Source organism: Pandoraea pnomenusa, from assembly GCF_000767615.3.
Lineage (GTDB): Bacteria > Pseudomonadota > Gammaproteobacteria > Burkholderiales > Burkholderiaceae > Pandoraea > Pandoraea pnomenusa.
Map to the genome: position 1 here is coordinate 4,356,304 of NZ_CP009553.3, position 19,182 is coordinate 4,375,485.

The following is a 19,182-nucleotide window of genomic DNA, read 5'->3' on the forward strand; positions in this document are numbered from 1 at the left end:
GAGGTCTCGCCGAGATTTGCTTCCAAATTCTCAACTAGCGACAAAGCTTCACCTCAATACTTTCCGCAAAAAATCATTGTTCTTCGATGATACGCTCTGTAGTCCAATACGAATATCAATGCAACTTTTCCGATATTTGACCGACGCTCCCATCGGAAGAGCAAGGAATGCAATGATTTCGGGACGAGCTACCGCGATCTCGAAGAGTGAGTAATGCTTACCTCCACTTGGCTCTGGCCCCTCGAACAGCCAGCCCGAATCGGCAGCGGCATCGACAGCCTCTCGATCCATGTAGAAGCTATCGCTATCGAGGAAATCAGCTGATACGATTCCGGACAGATTCAACGCCGGAAATTCAGGCCCAACATCCAATTGAGCGCAAACCTCTCTCTGAAGCATCAGATGACGAATAGTCATGCTCCCACCCTTAACCCAGGTGATCGGTATCGAGTCGAAACTAGGCTCCCATACGTCCAAATCTCCCGACGAATTTTTGCGCAACATCACTAGCATCCAGCCAATCTGCACTAGTTGCTTGTCGCTGAAAGCTGCTCCGTCGGCGACCTCGTTCTCGAAGTAGGAGAGAATCCACTCGAAGCCAACGCCCAACTCGGGCGCTACCGCCACACTGATGTTCGGGTGGCCGAATCGCTGGCGCAAGTTTGTACGGTACTCAATCATCCTAGTGCCTTCATCCGAGAGATTTGATGCGATCCGTGATGTGCGTACTGATAACTTCGGCTTGACGCGTACCATCCCGAATATAACCGGGCTCAATAGCTCGTCCCCTGTACGTCACTCTGGAACGGACCCTACACTGTCACCGTACTAAACGCGGGGTGCAGGTCAAGCCCCCTCACCTCACTCGCACCAACGGACGAAAATCCTCTCTGCAACGATTACAGCCCCTGCCCCTCGTGACGGCTTTATTGCTAGGACTTGCAGGCTACCGTTACTAATATCCTTCAAGCATTTCCTCATGGAATCGGGCGTCAACTCAATCTCTACATCGGAGAATGAGTTCGACCAGTTCACAAGTTCTTTCAATTCGTCTCCTGAAAAATTTACAAATGTCGAAACACGAATCTCGGAAACCACATTTTGCATAACAAAATCAACAATCCTCGCAAATCTAATTTTTTTAATTTCCAAGCGTGCGTGAATTCCAGATGGCATCAATAAGCTGATTCGCATCTCATTATCTGACCTCACGATTTCAATCGACGATATTTCTGAATCATGAAATTTCGAAGCATCTTCTGACGCGAACTCGTGGACCATTCCGTCCTCCGCCACCATTAATGTTGATCCCCTTGGGTTTTCTGTGCCAAATCCAGAGCGAGTTTTTCGGCGTATCGGGTCAAGTCGACCCGGGTAAAAACACCAATTTTCGAGCGAATTCGGCCGGCACCAGCTCTTGGAGAGCTGAGTGAGGCCCACTTTCGTTGTAGTTCCCGCGCCATGCCTCGATAGTCGCTTTCGCTTCGTCCAGCGTCTCGAACCAATGCAAGTTCAAACACTCATCACGGAATGATCCGTTAAACGTCTCAATGTGGCAATTGTCCGTGGGCTTTCCCGGGCGACTGAAATCGATTTTCGACTTGTGGTGATATGCCCTCATGTCGAGCAATCGCCCGGAAAACTCACTGCCGTTGTCTACGAAAATATGCCGAGGAGCGCCGCGTCTGGCCGCGATACGATTGAGCGCCGACACCACATGCTCTGCCCTCAACCGTTGACCAACTTCGATGGCCAGGGCTTCTTTCGTGAATACATCGACAACTGTCAGCGCGCGAAACTTCGAGCCATCCGCGAGTTGATCGGCGACGAAATCCATACTTCAGGCATCATTCGGTTTGCTCTGCACGATTTTCTGCACGCGCGTGACGACCATCTTGCGACGCTTGGGCAGCTTCGATCGTAATTGCAATTGCTCTTCGCAATACAGCCGGTATGCTTGATCCCTGCCCAACTGCCAGCCTTCACGCCGTTAGCAGTACATGCACGCGCCGATAGCCATAGCGCACCCGCGTATAGGCAATTTCGCGCATGCGGGCACGAAGCTCGGGCCGAGGATCTTTCACGCTTTGGTAGTACTGCGTGCTGCGAGGTTGCTTCACCAAACGACAGGCCCGCCTCATCGTCAATCCGTAGTGGCTTATCACGTAATCCACCACGTCTTTCCTCAGCGCGGGTCGGGCCGCTTTTTTGAGGCAACGTCCTGCAGAATGGCCTTGTCCAGGCTTAGCTCGGCCACTAGCTTCTTGAGCCGTGCGTTCTCGTCTTGCAACTGTTTGAGCTCACGCACCTGATCCGACTGCATACCGGCATATTGCTTCTTCCTGCGATAAAACGTCTGCTCCGAAATACCGACGTGACGGGTAAGATCGGCCACCGGCATACCCAACTCGGCCTGCTTCAGTACCACCACAATCTGCTCGACTGAAAGGCGCTTGCGTTTCATAGCAAACTCCTCCTTTTTCCAAGGGTAAAGTTTGCCGAAAAACTAACGTCCCAGGTGGTCCAGATTTCTCATTGCAGATCACAATGCCTTCGCCACCGAGCCGGCATCAGGGCTCGTCGAGAATGACCAGCCGACAACGCGGCGAGTGAAAAGGTCCAACACCACGGCTAAACAATGCCGGCGCCCCTGCGCCCATAAGTACGTGATGTCGCCGCACCAGACTTGATTCGGCGCCGCCACATCGAACTCGCGATTCAGGATGATCGGAATGTCGATGCGCTCCACCGTAGCGCGCTTGTATGCGTGGTTGCCAGGTTGCTTGCATATCAAGCCGAGCTCGTCCATCTGAGGGCTGACCTTAAAGCGCCCAATCGTCGCGCCTTGCTCGCGCAGCATGCCCATGATGCTGCGGCTGCCTGCCGAACTTCGGCTTTCGGCAAACAGCTCCTGCACGCGACTGCGCAGTGCGATTCGTGTCGCGTCAACTCGCTCTCGACGATGTCTGTATGCGTAAAAGCACGACCGAGCTATATCGAACAACTCACACAACATAGCTACCGGCACGCCGTGGCCGACCTGGTCGATTATTTCGTAGGTTCTATCCGTTCCGACATCAGTAGCGCAGTAGCGTTTCTTAAATTGCTCCTCTCCCTCTCGAGGCGTTCCCGCGCGTCCAGCTCCCGGATCCGCTGCTGCTCTGGCGTCATTACTGGATTCTGAGGATGCCTTGGCGTTCCTGGTGCAGTTGTTGAACCCAACGGCGCAGAACCGACTCCGCAACCCGACCGACCGGCTGGCATCGACGTGGCTATAGCTCTGGTCGAGAACCAGAGACGCAGCACTGCGCTTGAACTCAGGGGAAAACGTACGACGTTGCTTGCTCATCAGACACCTCTTCGTGGCGAGTATTCTCGTCTTAATTGGTGTCCGGGGAGATTAGACCTCTACAGTCGACGATGCTTTAGCTTTGCCGATTCCCAGTTCACAGTACCCGCTCGACCTTCCCGTAGCCGACCAGTCGGTCGAGCTCGAGTACCTCGAACGAATCGCCGGGCTTCACCGCATCCTTGAAATACTCCCAACTTGGAAAGCTAATCCGCGTCTCTAGCGTTTCTCCAGGATAGTGAAGATGATCATTCTCATACGTATGCACTCCACTCACCAAGAAATCAACCGATGCGAATTTATGGTGAGGGGAGTACCCGGATCTCACCCCCTTCTCCTTCGGTTCGTCAACGTCATCCGCGATGTGGATCGTCGCAATAATGTGGTGCAAAATAACCCTCCTAAAATGCATGACCAACGTTCTTCAAAGCGGAATTAAACAGATTCAATCCCGACTGTCCATTTATGGTAAGAACACCATTTTTGAACCGCACCGGGAATCGTGGAGGCTGGTTGGTTTAAGTTAATGCGGACACGTCAGCGGCATTTCTGAGTTGCCTGTAGTAGTTTGCCTCAGCTTCAGCAGGCGGGATATAGCCGAGCGGTTCCATCAGCCGATGATGGTTGTACCAGGCGACCCATTCCAGCGTTGCCAGTTCGACGGATTCCCTCGTTTTCCAAGGGGCGCGCCGATGAATCAGTTCCGTCTTGTACAGGCCGTTGATCGTCTCGGCCAGCGCATTGTCGTAGCTGTCGCCCCGGCTGCCGACCGATGGCTCAATGCCCGCTTCGGCAAGTCGCTCGGTGTACCGAATGGAAACATATTGCGATCCCCTGTCGGAGTGATGGATCAGCGTCCCGTCGCCGCCCGGTTGGCGGGCATACAGCGCCTGTTCAAGCGCATCGAGTACGAAGTCGGTGCGCATCGTCCGACTCACCCGCCAGCCAACGATGCGCCGCGCAAACACGTCGATGACGAACGCCACGTACAGCCAGCCCTGCCACGTCGAAACGTAGGTGAAATCGCAAACCCAAAGCTGATTCGGCCGGTCGGCCGTAAATTGGCGATTGACCCGGTCCAGCGCGCGAGGTGCCGAGACATCTGGAATCGTCGTGCGAACCCGTTTGCCGCGAACCGCGCCTTGCAATCCCAGCCGCTGCATCAATCTCTCGACCGTGCAGCGGGCCACACGAATTTGCTCCCGGTTCATCTGCCTCCAGACCTTGTCTGCGCCGTAGACCCGCATGTTGGCGTGCCAGACACGCTGGATTTCCGGGCACAGCACGTCATCACGCTTGACTCGGGCGCAGCGCTTCGATGGATCGCGAAGCTGGGCAGCATGGCGCCAGTAACCCGACGGGGCAATCCGCAAGACCTTGCAGATCGACTCGACCCCGAAGATGTCGCGATGCTGATCGATGAAGGCTTTCAGGACTTGATACGGCGGTCGAGTTCCGCCTGGGCGAAAAACGCGCTGGCCAGTTTGAGAATCTCGTTGGTCTTGCGCAATTCCTTGTTCTCGCGCTCCAGTGTTTTCAGGCGCTCGCGTTCGCTCGTGGTCAGGCCGGCACGTTCGCCGTTATCGATCTCGTCGCGCTTGACCCAATCGTTCAGTGTTTGCGGCGTGCAGCCGATCATCGGCGCAATCGATTCGACTGCCGCCCACATCGAAGGATGCTCGCTACGCTGCTCGCGTACTAGGCGCACTGCGCGCTCTCGGACTTCCGGGGAAAACTTGCTTGGCTTCTTGTTCATGGCTCCATTCTCTCAAGAGTTGGAGCCTCCACAAAATCCGGTGCGGTTCAAGCTTGCTTTCGAGGGCTCGACGTGTCGAACCCTGCTGCGCCGTTTGTGGCAACGAATTCTTAAGACACGACAAGCCGTCCATCCTCCCTAACCCATATCAATCCGGGCAGTTCATAAAAGTAGTACGTCAATTCAATATCGTTTTGATCATTAGCCTCCTCGGGCCACCGACCCCGTACGTAGCTCATGATCTCGGACACTGGGGCACTCCATCGCGCTTCCGGGTCCTCCACCGTAAGCTTCGGCTTAGGGTTAGCCGGTGAGACATAGCAATCGGCTCCTGGAGCAATGAACATCACCCTGCCCTCGCGAAGCAATTTTTCGAGAAGCATGAAGAAGAATTCCTTCTTCTCCAGAAAGGACCCACCGGGATTCCAACCGCACACGGCGCTGAAGAGCCCTGAAATCCAGAGCCCAAAGGCATCTCGAACGATTTCGCTCTCATGATCCATTTTCGTTTTACCTCAGGAACTTGATTTCCGGATTGTAGGTCTTTCCGACAGCACCGCCCGGAACATCAATAGTCCACGCCGCCCCAGTTTGTGCGGATGAGCCAGCGAAATCTCGCAGAGTAAAATTGCCCTGCGGCGTCTTCACCACGTAGATCGTTCCTTGGCCCGGAATAGTCCGAGCAGCAGGCATTGATCTGCAATGAGAATTCTGGGCCACCTGGGCCGTTAGTTTTTCGGCAAACTTTACCCTTGGAAAAAGGAGGAGTTTGCTATGAAACGCAAGCGCTTTTCAGTCGAGCAGATTGTGGCGGTACTGAAGCAGGCCGAGTTGGGAATGCCGGTGGCCGATCTCATCCGTCACGTCGGTATTTCGGAGCAGACGTTTTATCGCTGGAAGAAGCAATATGCCGGTATGCAGTCAGACCAGGTACGTGAGCTCAAACAGTTGCAAGACGAGAACGCACGGCTCAAGAAGCTAGTGGCCGAGCTAAGCCTGGACAAGGCCATTCTGCAGGATGTTGCTTCAAAAAAGTGGCCCGGCCCGCGCTGAGGAAAGACGTGGTGGATTACGTGATAAGCCACTATGGATTGACGATGAGGCGGGCCTGTCGTTTGGTGAAGCAACCTCGCAGCACGCAGTACTACCAAAGCGTGAAAGATCCTCGGCCCGAGCTTCGTGCCCGCATGCGCGAAATTGCCTATACGCGGGTGCGCTATGGCTATCGGCGCGTGCATGTACTGCTACGGCGTGAAGGCTGGCAGTTGGGCAGGGATCAAGCATACCGGCTGTATTGCGAAGAGCAATTGCAATTGCGATCGAAACTGCCCAAGCGCCGCAAGATGGTCGTCACGCGCGTGCAGAAAATCGTGCCGAGCAAACCGAATGATGCCTGGAGTATGGATTTCGTCGCCGATCAACTCGCAGATGGCTCGAAGTTTCGCATGCTGACAGTTGTCGATGTATTCACGAAAGAAGCCCTGGCCATCGAAGTTGGTCAACGGTTGAGGGGAGAGCATGTGGTGTCGGCGCTCAATCGAATCGCGGCCAGACGCGGCGCTCCTCGGCATATTTTCGTAGACAACGGCAGTGAGTTTTCCGGGCGACTGCTCGACATGTGGGCATATCACCACAAGTCGAAAATCGATTTCAGCCGCCCAGGAAAGCCCACGGACAATTGCCACATTGAGACGTTTAACGGATCATTCCGTGACGAGTGTTTGAACTTGCATTGGTTCGAGACGCTGGACGAAGCGAAGGCGACTATCGAGGCATGGCGCGCGGACTACAACGAGAGTCGGCCTCACTCAGCTCTCAAAGAGCTGGCGCCGGCCGATTTCGCCCGCCAATTGGTGGGTTTACCCGGGCCGACTTGACCCGATACGCCGAAAAACTCGCTCTGGATTTGGCACAGAAAACCCAAGCGGATCAACGCCGAAAAACTCGCTCTGGATTTGGCACAGAAAACCCAAGCGGATCAAGATCAAAGCTCCCTCCTTGAATCGTTGAGTTAATGGGGAGGATCCAACACAAGGCTTGCATCCACCCCGCCGCCTCTTGCTTTCTCAATACACCTTAGCCAATCGTTCCAAGCGGCGGGGTCAGCGGTTGTCCCGTCTGCGAGCAGACTCAGATCACCTAACAATGACCCGAGTTCGTCAGATTGGGTTCTTTCGTATAGCTCGACCAGGAATTCATACATCGCCAGATACGCTACTTTGATAGTGACAACATCCGTTTGAATATTCACTTTATTGCCTTCGATAGTCCAGTCACGGGATTAAAGATCTTTGGGGTTGCATTCAGGCCACCGTTCTGAACAACTCCATTTCGAACACTACCCCAGAGTTGAGTTCCATCCGACAAAATTTGGGCGAACCACTGGTTTCCAAATCTATCAGTACCGAGGAGGTTCGCTGGATTATTAACCAGATTTACTAGCGTTCGCCGATTCTCAGGCGTGTTAGACAAATGACCTGTTTCCTCACGAAAGATGTGAGACAACTGTGAAGAGTTTGACGGCAGGTTGTTGTTCCTGGCGTTACCACTGTCTTCGTCGTTACCGCTTGAGAACGTCCAACCGCTTGGTGGCGCACCTCCAGCGACAGTCGGAGGTGCAATAACGCATCCTCCGCCCCCTGGTGAGAGGACGCACACGGCCGGCGGTGGAGTCACCACCCTCCCCCCTGCCGCTGGGGGAATGCGATCGTTTTCCTGCACCAGCGGATTCGCATCTGCTGGAGGCGTCTCACCGGACTGCTGACGTTGCGCGAGCAAGAACTGGCGTACCAACCATTCGCGTAAATCCGATCGGCCGTTCAGAAGCGAAACAAGAACACCGGACAATTTCGAGGCTAGCCCGGCACTCCCCGGATGCTCTTCCGCATTATTTACCGCCTCATTCTGCGCCCAGAATACACCTGCATTTGGATCGGCACCGGCGAGTCCCGCTCCAAATGCGCCTGCTAGCCCCGCGAGTGTAGTCAATGCGGATCGCTGGGCGACGTCCAACGGCTGATCACCGTTTCCTAAGGCGCGGATCAAATCCGATATCAGCGCCGCACTAACACTCGCCCCAATAGCCCCCCCGACACAATCGCTTCCCGACGCCGCCGTACCGGCGCATCCTAAGGCAGCATGAGTTGCCACATAGGCCAGGCCTCCCGACAATCCGTTGCCAAACTTGCCGGCATCATTCAACTCGCCAATCTGGAACGCCAATGCCGCGCCGAGATTATTAATACCACTCGCCTTCAATGCATCAAGGAAGCTCCCCCCTTGAATCGTTGACTGCACCCCCGCCTGAATGGCTGACTGCGCCAATATGGCCACGCCCTGCGAGAGCAGCTTGTCGGCGGTAGTCGCAACCGCATTGCTTGCCGTTCCCGCCACATAGCTAGGATTGACCCCAGCCAAGCTGCTTAGGCTGTTGCCCGCGCCACCCACATCGACAAATCCCAGGCCGTACTCGTTCGAGTAGGTGATGCCGTTGAGCAAGCCCGCCGTAATCGCACTGGACATCCCGCTTGTCATCACCGAACCGAAATCGATCGATCCCGTCATCACCAACTGCGAGAACGCCGAGCTCGTCATCGCCGTCATCGCTGCGCTCAACGCAATGTTGCCCAGACCCGCTCCTATCGCAACGCCTTCAGCGGTCGTCCCGGCCGCTGCCATGAGCGTCGCAGTGCCTGCCGTGGCTCCGGCCATGTTCCCGATCAGTGCCGAGAACATCGGCCCCGCCACCATCGAGAGCGCAACTGCTGAGACAATCATCCCAACCTGCTGGATGCCAAAGTCACCGCCCTGCTTCACGAAGTCCGTGTGCAGGTCGTTCTTCAGTGTCTGTTGCAGGAAGTTCGCACCCAACTGTGCCGATACACCCGCAATGAATGCTTGCGTCGCGGCTTGGTCGACTTGGCCGTTCGGGTCCAAGAGTTGGAGTGCGCCGCCGATCTGGTTGAACTGGTCGACGTTCAGCGTCAGCCCACCCGCCGCTGCGCTCATGAAGCCGCCCGGCTGCACCATCGTGCCGGTCGTCTTCAGGTAACCCGCGTCCTTGATGTAGCTCCAGAGCTCGCCGACGTCCACCACGTTCGCGCGGTTCGTCAGCGTGCCCGTGTTCACCGTCAGCGTCCCGCCGGAGGTGATCGAGCCTGTGTTCAGAACGCTGCCACCCGTCGCCGTGCTGCCGAAGTTCAGCGACAGGTCGTTACTTGCCAGAATCTGCCCGCCCGCCGACAGCGCCGTGAAGTTCTCCGGCAAGTACACCTGCGGCATCAGCGCCGTCACCGTCGGGCACTTTGCGTTGCCCGTTGCAGCACATCCCGGCTCCGGCACCGTCTGCTCGACATACCACAGCATCGGTTGCGACAAACCTGCAACTTGCTCAGGCGTCAGGGCCTGACCCAATTGGATGTTGTTCGCTTTCGCGTACTCCACCGCGTTGCCGTATAGCACCAGCTTCTGCTGGTCGTTGACGGTAAGTTGCGACGTGCTGTCCGTCGACAACCCATTGATAAAGCTCGCCTTGCCCGTTTGCATCAGGGCGGCTTGCTGGAGTTGGATTGCTTCTTGTTGCGGTGAGAAGTAGAACGTCGTCGTGCCCGGTTGCAGCGACGCGGGTAAGTTCGAGATCAGCACTTGCGGCGAAACCGGATCGAGCGTTGCGCCCAGTCCACCGACGACATAGCTCGGGCCGTTCTGCTGGCCGGTGGCTCCCGTCAGGATCGACGAAACCGCGCCGCCCAGGCTCGCGGGGATCGTCAGATTCAGACCACCGTTCGCCGGCGCCAGGCTGATCACTTGCGGTGCGTTGCCGACTTGCGGCGTGTACGTGTTCGCTGTCGTGATGCCATTCACGAGACTCGTGCCCGTGAGCGACACCGACTGTCCCACCACGTTACCGACGTTGACGATCTGACCGCCTGACGTCACCGTCAGGTTCGGAGCCTGAATCGTCGCCGCGATGTTGCCCACCGGCGTCGGCGGGTTAATGACACCGCCTACGCTCGTATAAGCATCCCCATACAGCGACGTACACTCCGCAGCACTGCCGCAGCTCCACACATCGTGACGCTTGTCCGACTCGAACATGCCCGTCTCTTGCACCCAGTGCGAGTGCCAGTAGGCATTAAGCGTCTGTGCGCTGTTGACCACCGGACCGCTGACGTTGATCGTCGCGTTAAGCCCCGCCGTGATCAGGCTGCCGACGTTCGTCAGCGACCCGGCGTTGATCGTCAGATTGTTCCCCGCGCCGATGATCGACGAGTTGCCGGACTGCTGATCGACGTATGCCTCGCAGTAGCTTTCCTTGTAGCCACCCGCCGTCATACAGCCCGAGTACTTTTCGAGCTTGCCGTAGTTCTCGTGCACCTGAACCGGCGGCGGCAGCGTGTTCGTGATGCCGCCTGCCACGTTAAGCGTCAGGTTATTGCCCGCGAGGATGTTGCCCGATGTGTTGGTCAGCGAATCGGCCGCCGTCGTGCCCGTCGCTGACGAGCCAACCCCGCCGATCACGAGATCGTGTCCTGCGATCAGATCGCCGTACTTATTGGTGATCGTGCCCGCGGCAATCGTAAGGTTGTTGCCTGCGATGATTGCGGCGTTGTTCTGCGCGTAGGTGAAGCTCGTGGTGTCGGGATTCTGCCCCCGGACATCGTTGCCTCGGTAGCAGGCAACGTTGCTCGTGCCCGGCGCACACCCTGCCTGAGACGTGAACTGCTGCGTATTTCCGCCCTGATTCGTAACGCTCGCAGCGAAGATATTGACGTTGTTCTGGGCATAGATCATGCCCTCGTTCACCAGATTTCCGCCGTAGAGGTTCAGCGTGTTCGCTGCGGTGATCAGCCCGAGCGACGTCGACCAGGAAATCGTCGACGTTGACGTCGGCGCGGCCGATCCCGTTGCAATGTTGAACGAAACCGTCTGGTGCGCGAGCTGTGCGTCAGACAAATTCTCGCCTTGATATGCAGGAACCTCGATGGTACCCAGCGATGCAAGCTGCGCGAGGAAGGCAGAGTACTGCCCTTGATCGACCGCGTTCACCACCGAACTGGTGGTCGTGGGCGACACCGCGCCGTTGGACAACGCGCCAACATTCAGCGTCAGGTTGCGTCCCGCCGCGATCTGACCGCCCTTGTTTGACAGATTCGCCGTCGTCAGCGAGATGTCGCCTCCGGCGATCATCACGCCCGACGCCCCCATCTGCATCACCGTCGAGGTCTGGCTGACCGTCGGCAACGCGATCGCGACCGATGCCTGCGCCCCGGATATCGGGGTGGCGCTCATCATCCAGTAGTCGTAATCGACGGGATTGTCCCCAACCATCCGGCTGCCGCGAAGCTTGTTCATGTAGAACGTTCCCGATCCGGTCACCGGTGCGGCTGTTCCTGCATCACAACTCACGCCGAAGGCGCCGTCGCACCGATCTCCCGTCCACGGGTTGATCCCTTCCGTCTTGCCTTCCAGCGTGACGCCCGTCGGCGAGAGCAAGTCACCGAGCGTCGCCGTGGACGACACGGTCATCCATCGAGGGTTCATGTCGCCCTCGCCGCCGGTCGGTGCAGACCAATCGCGAATCGTCGTGCCCCGCGTGCCGATCACGGCGCTCCAGATCAGACCCGGATCGATGACGGTCGTCGTCGTGGTCACGGCACCAGCCCCGGCCGCCTGATCGTTTATCACGGCCCCGGCGTTCACCGCCAGGTTATTGCCGGCGATGATCGTGCCGCCAATATTGTTCAGTTGCCCCGGCAACGTGAACGTGACATTGCCGGCCGCCTGTGTCTTCGCGCCCACATTGGTGAAGTTGCCGCCCGTCGCCGACAGGTTCCGTTCCGCTTCCAGCAACCCGTTGTTGACGACATCGCCCGTCATCGACAGATCGCGACCCGCGTGAACCGAAGCGCCCGCGCCATTGAGCAGCGCCGCGTTCACCGTCACGTCGCCGCCCCCGACCACATTGCCGGCATTGGTGAACCAACCCTGGCTCGCCAGCGTCAGCGAACCGTCGCTCTGCAACGTTCCGCTGTTGTTGAACGAGTTCACGCCGGTGAGCACGGCATTGAGCGCGCCGATCTGCAACGTACCGGAATTGGTGATCGCGTTCGCCGTGATCGACAGCGTGCTGCCCGCTTGCAAAGCCCCCCCGGTGGCATCGAATACCGCCGAGCGCATCAGTGCCGACAACTCGCGCGTGGCAGCAAGCTCTCCGCCCGCGTTCGTGACCGTACCGCCGCCCGTCACCGTCAGCGCAAGATCGGCGCTCGCCGGTGTCGCGCCCGTCACGTCGCCCGCGAGGATCATGCCGCCGTTGTTGTTCAACCCGCCGACGTTGAGCGTGACGCCGTTCGCGCCGAGCACCGTCCCCGTGTTGGTGAGCGCGCCGCCCGCTGTGACGGACGTCGTGCTGCCGTTCATCAACCCGTTATTGACGATGTTGCCGGTGGACGTCAGCGTCAGTGCCTTCGTCGACGCCAGTTGCCCGTTCGCCTCGTTGACGATGCCGCCCGCCGTCACCGACAACGGCCCGGCGCTCAGCACCGATGCCCCCGCCGAGTTGGTGAACGTGCCTGCGCCTGCATTGAAGGTCGTCGCGCCATTGACGAGCGCGAGGCCGTGCGTCCTGATCCACTGCGTCGCGGTCACATCCAGCGCGCCACCGATGATCATCGCGCCCGTGTCGATGCGTGCGCCGCTCAGCTTCGCGTCCTGAGTGACGAAGAGTTGCCCGCCGCTTGCATCGAGCGCACCGGTTGCCGTGACAGTGAAGGATTTGGATGCCGTCGTTGCACCATTGATGACGACGTTGCCGCCATCGAGCGCCATGTCGCCGACGACGGTGTTGGTGCCGCCCAGCGTGAGCGTCTGTCCCGCACGCAGCGAAACCGTGTCGTTGCCGGAGACGTTCGCGACGCTGAGGTTGCCGTTCTGCGCGGTCAACGTCATCGCGCCCATGCTCGACAAGCCTTGCAGCGCCGTCAGGTTGGTCGCAGCGGTCATGTCGAGTGTGCCGCCGACGAGCACCTTGTCCACCGTCAGACTGCCCGACGTGCTGGTGAGCGACGCCTTACCCATCGAGGTCAATGCGCCAAGCAACGCGTCGCCTGCCGACGTCACCTTCACATCGCCTGCCGTATCCACGCCGCCGAGCGCCAGCTTGCCGCCGGACGTGATCGCGACGTCCTTACCGAACGTCAGCGCACCGTTGCTTCCCGTGATGTCGCCGCCGGATTGCAGCGTCGCCGTGCCCTTGCCGATGAGATGACCGCCCAGTGCCATCGTGGTACCGGACGTCAGCAACGTGTCGCCGTTGACTTGCGCGGCGCCCATCGACAGCGCGCCGCCCGCCTTTGCCGTGAAGTTCTGGATCGCAGTAACGGGGCCGGTCAGCGTGACACTGCCTTGCGTCGCGGTCAGTGCGATGTCCTGATTCGCCGACAGCGCGCCGGTCACCGTCAGGTTGCGCGCGGCCGTGACGCTCAGGCCCTCACCCGCTGTCACTGCGCCGCCGAGGGTCACATCGCGTCCCGCATTGACGGTCAAGCTCGTACCCGTGCCGACGTCGCCCGCAACGCGAACGTCACCCACACCGCCCGCCGTGAGCATGGCTGACTTGCCCGCCTGGATAGCGCCCGCGGTCAGGTCGCCCGTCGTCGTCATCGTCAGGGCATCGCCTGCGACGATGGCTCCCGTGACTTGCGTCGCACCTCCTGACAGCGTGGTCAGGCCACCATTGCCGAACGTGAGCGACGCAGCGCTGAGCTTGCCACCTGCCGTCAGCAACCCGGCAACAGCGTCTGCGACGACGCTGCGCACATTGCCCAGCGTCATATCGCCGCCTGACGTCAGACGCACCAGACCGTTGGCCGTCGTATCGCCTTGCATCGTCAGCGACTTGCCCGCGTTGACGGTGACGTCACCCTGCGCACCCGCATTACCCGTCGTGATCGCACCGTTCGCCGCCGTCAGCGTGAGATTGCGCTCGGAAGCCGTATCGCCTTGCAGACGAATGTCGCCCGTCGAGGCAGTCGCCGTGACGTTGTCGCCACCGACCGTCTTTCCGGTCACGGCGACGTCGTGCGCGCCAGTCAGTGTCACCGTGCCGAGTGCGACCGCGTCGCCAGTGATGGCCACATCGCCGCCGTCCGCCGTTACCGTCAGTGCCTTGGTCGCCTGCACGTTATGCAGGCCCGCGTTGTTCGCGGCGTGGACGTCGACGTTCTGGCCGGATAATGCGCCCGTGAGCGTCGTGTTGCGTCCGGCATCTAGCGTGACGTCGCCGCCAAACAATGCCGTGCCGTCTCCGAGGACGTCGCCACCGGCGCGCAACGCACCGATGCCCTGCACATTGGTTTGCCCAGTCAGCGTAAGATCGTTGGCAGCAGTAGCGCGCAAGTCGCCTTGCACGCTCAGCTTGCCGCCAAGCGTTGCGTTGCCCGCGCTCGTCGCCAGCAGCGCACCCGCTGTCGTCACCTCACCACTGATGGCGAGGTCGCCCATCCGCGTGATCAACGAGAGATCGCCCATTGTGAGCGCCGTACCCGCCACCGACAGATCGCGTTGTGCGGTCAGTTCGCATGCCGCACCGCACGCCAGGCTGCCTGCAAGGAGGATGTCGCGCGCAGCCGTCGCCGAGAACGCATTCGGCGACGACACCGCGCCGTTGAAGACGATGTCGCCCGGACCACCCAGCGCCCCCGCCGTGCCGGTCGTCGTGACCTTGATGCCGGTGGCCGAGTTGAGGACGCCGAAAGTCGCGTTGCCACCAGCCGTCGCGTCGATGGCATTCGCCTGCACACCGCCCGCGAGTCGCGTGTCGCCCGCCGACGCGAGCGTGGCGCTGCCCGTGAAGACAGCCTTGCTGCTGCCGTCGACGGTGTCGAGCAACGTACGGCCTGCCGTCAGGTTCGCGTTCACGCCGAGCAACACGGCACCGAGTTGCAGATCGCGTCCGGCGTTGATCGTGACGTCGCGCAATGCACTGGTCGACTGACCCAGCGTGACGTCTTGCGCTGCGTTGAACAAGAGATTCGCCCCGCCACTCACACCGCCGGTCGCGCGAATGCTGCCGCCGTGCGCCGTCAGGTTGGCGTCGCCTACCGACTGGATCGCGCCGCCCACGACGATGTCGCGTTGCGCGTCGAGCGTGGTGCCCGCGCCGCCGCCGAGCGTGCCTGCCACGTTGATGTCGCGCGCGGCCTGCAACGATACGGTGCCCGGTGCGCCGGATTCGCCATTGACGACGATGTCGCCGCCGCCTGCGAGGCCTTTTGCAGTCAACGTCAATGCGCCGGTCGACTGTGCATTTTTGACGGTGACGCTGTTGCCCGCAACAACCGCCAGACCACCGCCCTGCAACAGACCGCTCTGGTCGACGTCGCGCGCGGCGCTCACGTCGAGCGCACCGGTGAACGATGCCGAACCCGCGCCGCTTACGTCGCGACCTGCATCGATGCGTCCGGTGCCTTGACCGTTCAGCGCGCCCTGCACGAGCGTGTCGCGCCCCGAGGTCAGCGTCGTGTTGCCCGCAACGGCCGTCTGCCCGCCCATGACGACATCCGTCCCTGCCGACCCGGTCAGTTGTCCGCCCACGCCGAGCTTGCCCTGCGTGTCGACGTTGACACTACCTTGCGTCGCCGTCAGCGTCGCGTCCTTCGCCGAGCGGACCGTGCCCGTGATATTGACGTCGCGTGCGCCGGTGAGCGAGGCATCTGCGCCCGTTTGCAAGGTGCCTGCGACAGCGACGTCGCGCGCGCCCTTCAAATTAACAGCACCGACCACGCTCGACTCGCCGTTGACGACGACATCACCACCATCCGCATTGCCGTTGGCCGATACCGAGAACAGGCCATTGGACGTGACGCTGGAGACCGTCGCGCTGTTGCCCGCCGTCACGCTCACACCGTTACCCTGTAAAACGCCGGACAGGTTGACATTGCGGTTCGCGCCGAGCGTCGCGGTGTTGGTGAATGCCGACGCCCCTGCGCCGACGAGATCACGTCCGGCTTGCAAGACACCGGCGAGGCCGACCAGCGCGCCGTTCAGCACGATGTCCTGTCCCGCGGTGACCGTGGCGTTGCCGATGGCGCTCGTCTGCGGTGCGCCGAGCGCCACGGATTGCCCGGCGGTCAATGCGAGCTGACTATTCGTGCTCAGATTCGCCGTCGTGTTCAGATTGCCCGACGTCGCGGTAATCGCCACGTCGCCGACTGCCGCCACGCTACCGTCGAGTTGCGCATCGCGTTGTGCCGTGATGACGAGCCTGTCGTTCGCTTCAATCTTGCCCGTGCTCGCAATGGCGACATCGCGTGCGGCATTCAACGTCGCCACGCCGAAGGACGCCAACGGTCCGGCCACGCGGATGTCGCCGCTGCCGTCGAGACCGCGCGCCAGCACGTCGAGCGTGCCGCCGGTCTGGACATCGCCCAGCGTGACCGCGTTGCGGCTCGTGACGACGAGGTTCGCCGTCTGCAACTTGCCGCTCAGCGTGGCGTTCGCACCGGACGTCAGCCAGGTGTCGCCGAGGAAATGCGCGCCACCGCCGATGTCGAGATTGCCACCTGCGTCGAGCTTGCCAGTGAGTTGACCGGACACGTTGCCCGTCACGCGCATGTCACCGCCGGATTGCAGGGCGACGTCGCCCGCCGCGGTCGCGGCACCGGCTACGTCGAGCGTCGCACCGGCATTCGTTTTGAGGTCCGCGCTCGCCTGAATCGTGCCCGGGACGGTGACGGCATTGCCCGCAGCGATCGTCAGCGGATTCCCGGTGCCCGCCGTTTGAAGCGAGCCTGCGACGTTGACGTCGCGCGAAGCGTTCAGCGTCACAGCATCCGCACCCGCCGTGGTGCCGTTCACGAGAATGTCGCGCGCTGCCGTGAGCGCCGCCGCGCCGTAAAACGAGACCTTGCCTTGCAGGGCGATGTCGCCACCGCCTGCATTGCCCAACGCACGCAATGCGGCGACACCCGTGCTCTGCACATCGGCCAGCGACAGGCCGTTCGCGGCTTCGACGTCCAATCCACCTGCGAGCAACGCCCCGGTCAGCGAGATGTCGCGCCCGGCACGCAATGTGGCATCCATGCCGAAAGCGAGCTTGCCTTTGCCCGTGATGTCGCTGCCTGCGCGCAGCGTCGCGTCGGCTTGCCCGAGCAACGTGCCGTCGACGTTCAGCGTTTCGCCCGCGCTCAGGTGCGCGGTGCCGCTCGACGCCACATCGCCCTGTACGTCGAGACGGCGATTCGACGTCATGTCGAGTTGCGCGCCGGACGCCAGCGTCCCATCGATGCGCGTGTCACCACCCGATTGCGTCGATACCGCGCCATGGCCCGTCAGACGTGCGCCTTGCGCGATCTGGAAATCGCCGCCGGTGACGACGGACACGTTACCGTTCGCGCCCGTGCTGTCGGTGACGACAAGACTGCGCGCGGCGTTTGCGACGAGGGTGCCACCCACGGTCACCGGCCCCGTCAGACGGATGTCGCCCAGCGCACTGTCTTGCGTCGCCAGCGACAGATTGCCGCCGATTTGCGCTTCCTTCAGCGCCAGCGCCTTCGTTGCACTCAACGCGGTGTCGCCGTTCGACTGAAGGTTCGCGAGCGTGAGATTGCCGCCCGCCTGCACGTCCATTGCTTTGCCCGATTGCAGCGAGCCGGCCGACGTCACATCGCCGCTCGCCGTCAGTCGATAACCGTTCTCGCCGAGTCCCGTGCCGCTGAGCGCGACATTACCCGCACTCGTCATCTGCACCTGCTGCTGCGCCGCGTGGTTGGCAACGGTGAGGTCGCCGCCCGACGAGAGCGTTAGGTCGCCGGCCGTCGACGCGAGATCGCCCGCCATGCGCACACCAAGGCCAGCCGTCGTGCCGATGACCTGAATCTGCCCGGCGGTCATCGCGCCGAAGCGCGTCGCGTCGATAGCGAACGCCTGCGCGTTGCCCGGAGCGCTCTGAATGGCTTGCGCGGTATTGGCCGTGCCGTTTGCCGACGTGATGTAGCGCGTACCCGTGCCGTCGACTGCCCCTGTCAGCACCTGCTGATTTCCGGTGATGACGTTGATGCGCGTGCCCGCATACAACGGCGCGTTGATGCCGACCGTCTGACCGATGAGATCGATAGCGCCGACGGTGCCTTCGATGCCGCTGCCGGGGCCGGTCATTCCCGCATTCCCTTCCAGCTGGATATGGCCGCCGGTGACGTTGTAGCCGAGCGCGTTGGCGTTAGCGAAATCGGTAGGCGTGCCGCCCGGCCCGGAGAGGAATTGCGGTGTCCCCGTCGTCAGTGTCACGCCGATGGTGTTGGTGAAGCCCGCGCCGCGCACGGAAATGCCGTTCGGGTTCGCAATGATCACCGTGGCGGGCGCGCCGAACACTTCGAGCGGTCCATTGAGCGCGGAGGCATAAGCGCCGCCCGACGAGGTCACCTGGTTGACGATGGTGCTAGCGGAGCGGCCCGATAGATTCGGGTTCGCGGCAATCGTCCCACCGTTGAGCGACGTGCCGTTGAGAAGGCTGTTGTTGAGAATCAGTCCGGCAGCATCGACGTTGAAGCTCTGGTACTGGTTGAGCGAGATGCCCGCCGCGTTGGGGGCCGTGATGTTGACGACGGGTACGCCGTTACCGCTCATCGTCATCTTCGGTGCGAAGACGACCGGCGCCGTCGGATCCGTAATCGGCGCCGCCGACACCGTCTGCATGCCGACACGAAGACGCAACGACGCGAGCGAGCGCAGCACCGTCAGGGCGGTTTCGTCGAAGCCCGCTTTACCGGTCGCGTTGGCGGCCAATTCGCGAGCGGCTGACTGGCTCAGTTCGAACGTCACCGAGATCGGACTGATGAGCAGCGTCAGCGCAACGCACGCCGCAATGGCGCGCTGCCACACTCGAATCGCGGGCTTCTCCGGGAAGTGGGAATCCATAGCCTCGTCGTCGACATTGATCGACTGACGTGCGTTTTCCCCAACTTCGGTGATTCCTCGCGAAGATGCGTTCATGACGTGACCTGTTCGTTCTTTGGACGTGTGTAGCGCGAGACCGCCACGCAACATGCGGCGGCTCGATGACCTGCTCACTGCTAAC

General features: G+C 60.6%; 5 protein-coding genes, 2 pseudogenes and 1 other annotated feature. Of the genes and pseudogenes, 1 reads left to right on the plus strand and 6 read right to left on the minus strand.

Annotated elements, in window-relative coordinates:
* Window positions 1–48 precede the first annotated feature (48 nt).
* From LV28_RS43415 to LV28_RS43445, 5 genes and pseudogenes are all read right to left on the minus strand, one after another.
* A complete protein-coding gene (locus LV28_RS43415; RefSeq protein ID WP_038620077.1) occupies window positions 49–681 on the minus strand; it encodes an immunity protein Imm33 domain-containing protein in 633 nt (210 codons plus the stop codon).
* Window positions 682–861: 180 nt separating this feature from the next.
* Window positions 862–1,281, minus strand: coding sequence for a hypothetical protein (locus LV28_RS48880; protein ID WP_147291600.1), 420 nt, complete (start codon window positions 1,279–1,281; stop codon window positions 862–864).
* A gap of 79 nt (window positions 1,282–1,360) precedes the next feature.
* Window positions 1,361–2,464: pseudogene (locus LV28_RS48510) on the minus strand (IS3 family transposase).
* Window positions 2,465–2,545: 81 nt separating this feature from the next.
* Window positions 2,546–3,349, minus strand: a pseudogene (locus LV28_RS48515) (IS3 family transposase); the annotation flags it as partial.
* Window positions 3,350–3,867: 518 nt separating this feature from the next.
* A protein-coding gene (locus LV28_RS43445; RefSeq protein WP_115344476.1) for an IS3 family transposase occupies window positions 3,868–5,105 on the minus strand; the annotation gives its coding sequence in 2 pieces (ribosomal slippage) (window positions 3,868–4,814 and window positions 4,814–5,105; 1,239 coding nt in all).
* Window positions 4,708–4,824: a sequence feature (AL1L pseudoknot), on the minus strand. (Overlaps the previous gene by 117 nt.)
* A gap of 774 nt (window positions 5,106–5,879) precedes the next feature.
* On the opposite strand from LV28_RS43445, the gene LV28_RS43465 reads away from it, so the two are divergent.
* A protein-coding gene (locus LV28_RS43465; protein WP_371328132.1) for an IS3 family transposase occupies window positions 5,880–6,982 on the plus strand; the annotation gives its coding sequence in 2 pieces (ribosomal slippage) (window positions 5,880–6,141 and window positions 6,141–6,982; 1,104 coding nt in all).
* Between the two features lie 370 nt (window positions 6,983–7,352).
* Here LV28_RS43465 and LV28_RS43470 read toward each other — a convergent pair.
* Window positions 7,353–19,097 carry a two-partner secretion domain-containing protein gene (locus tag LV28_RS43470; RefSeq protein ID WP_058371696.1) on the minus strand — a complete coding sequence of 3,915 codons (11,745 nt, stop codon included), beginning with the start codon at window positions 19,095–19,097 and terminating at the stop codon, window positions 7,353–7,355.
* Window positions 19,098–19,182: the final 85 nt, after the last annotated feature.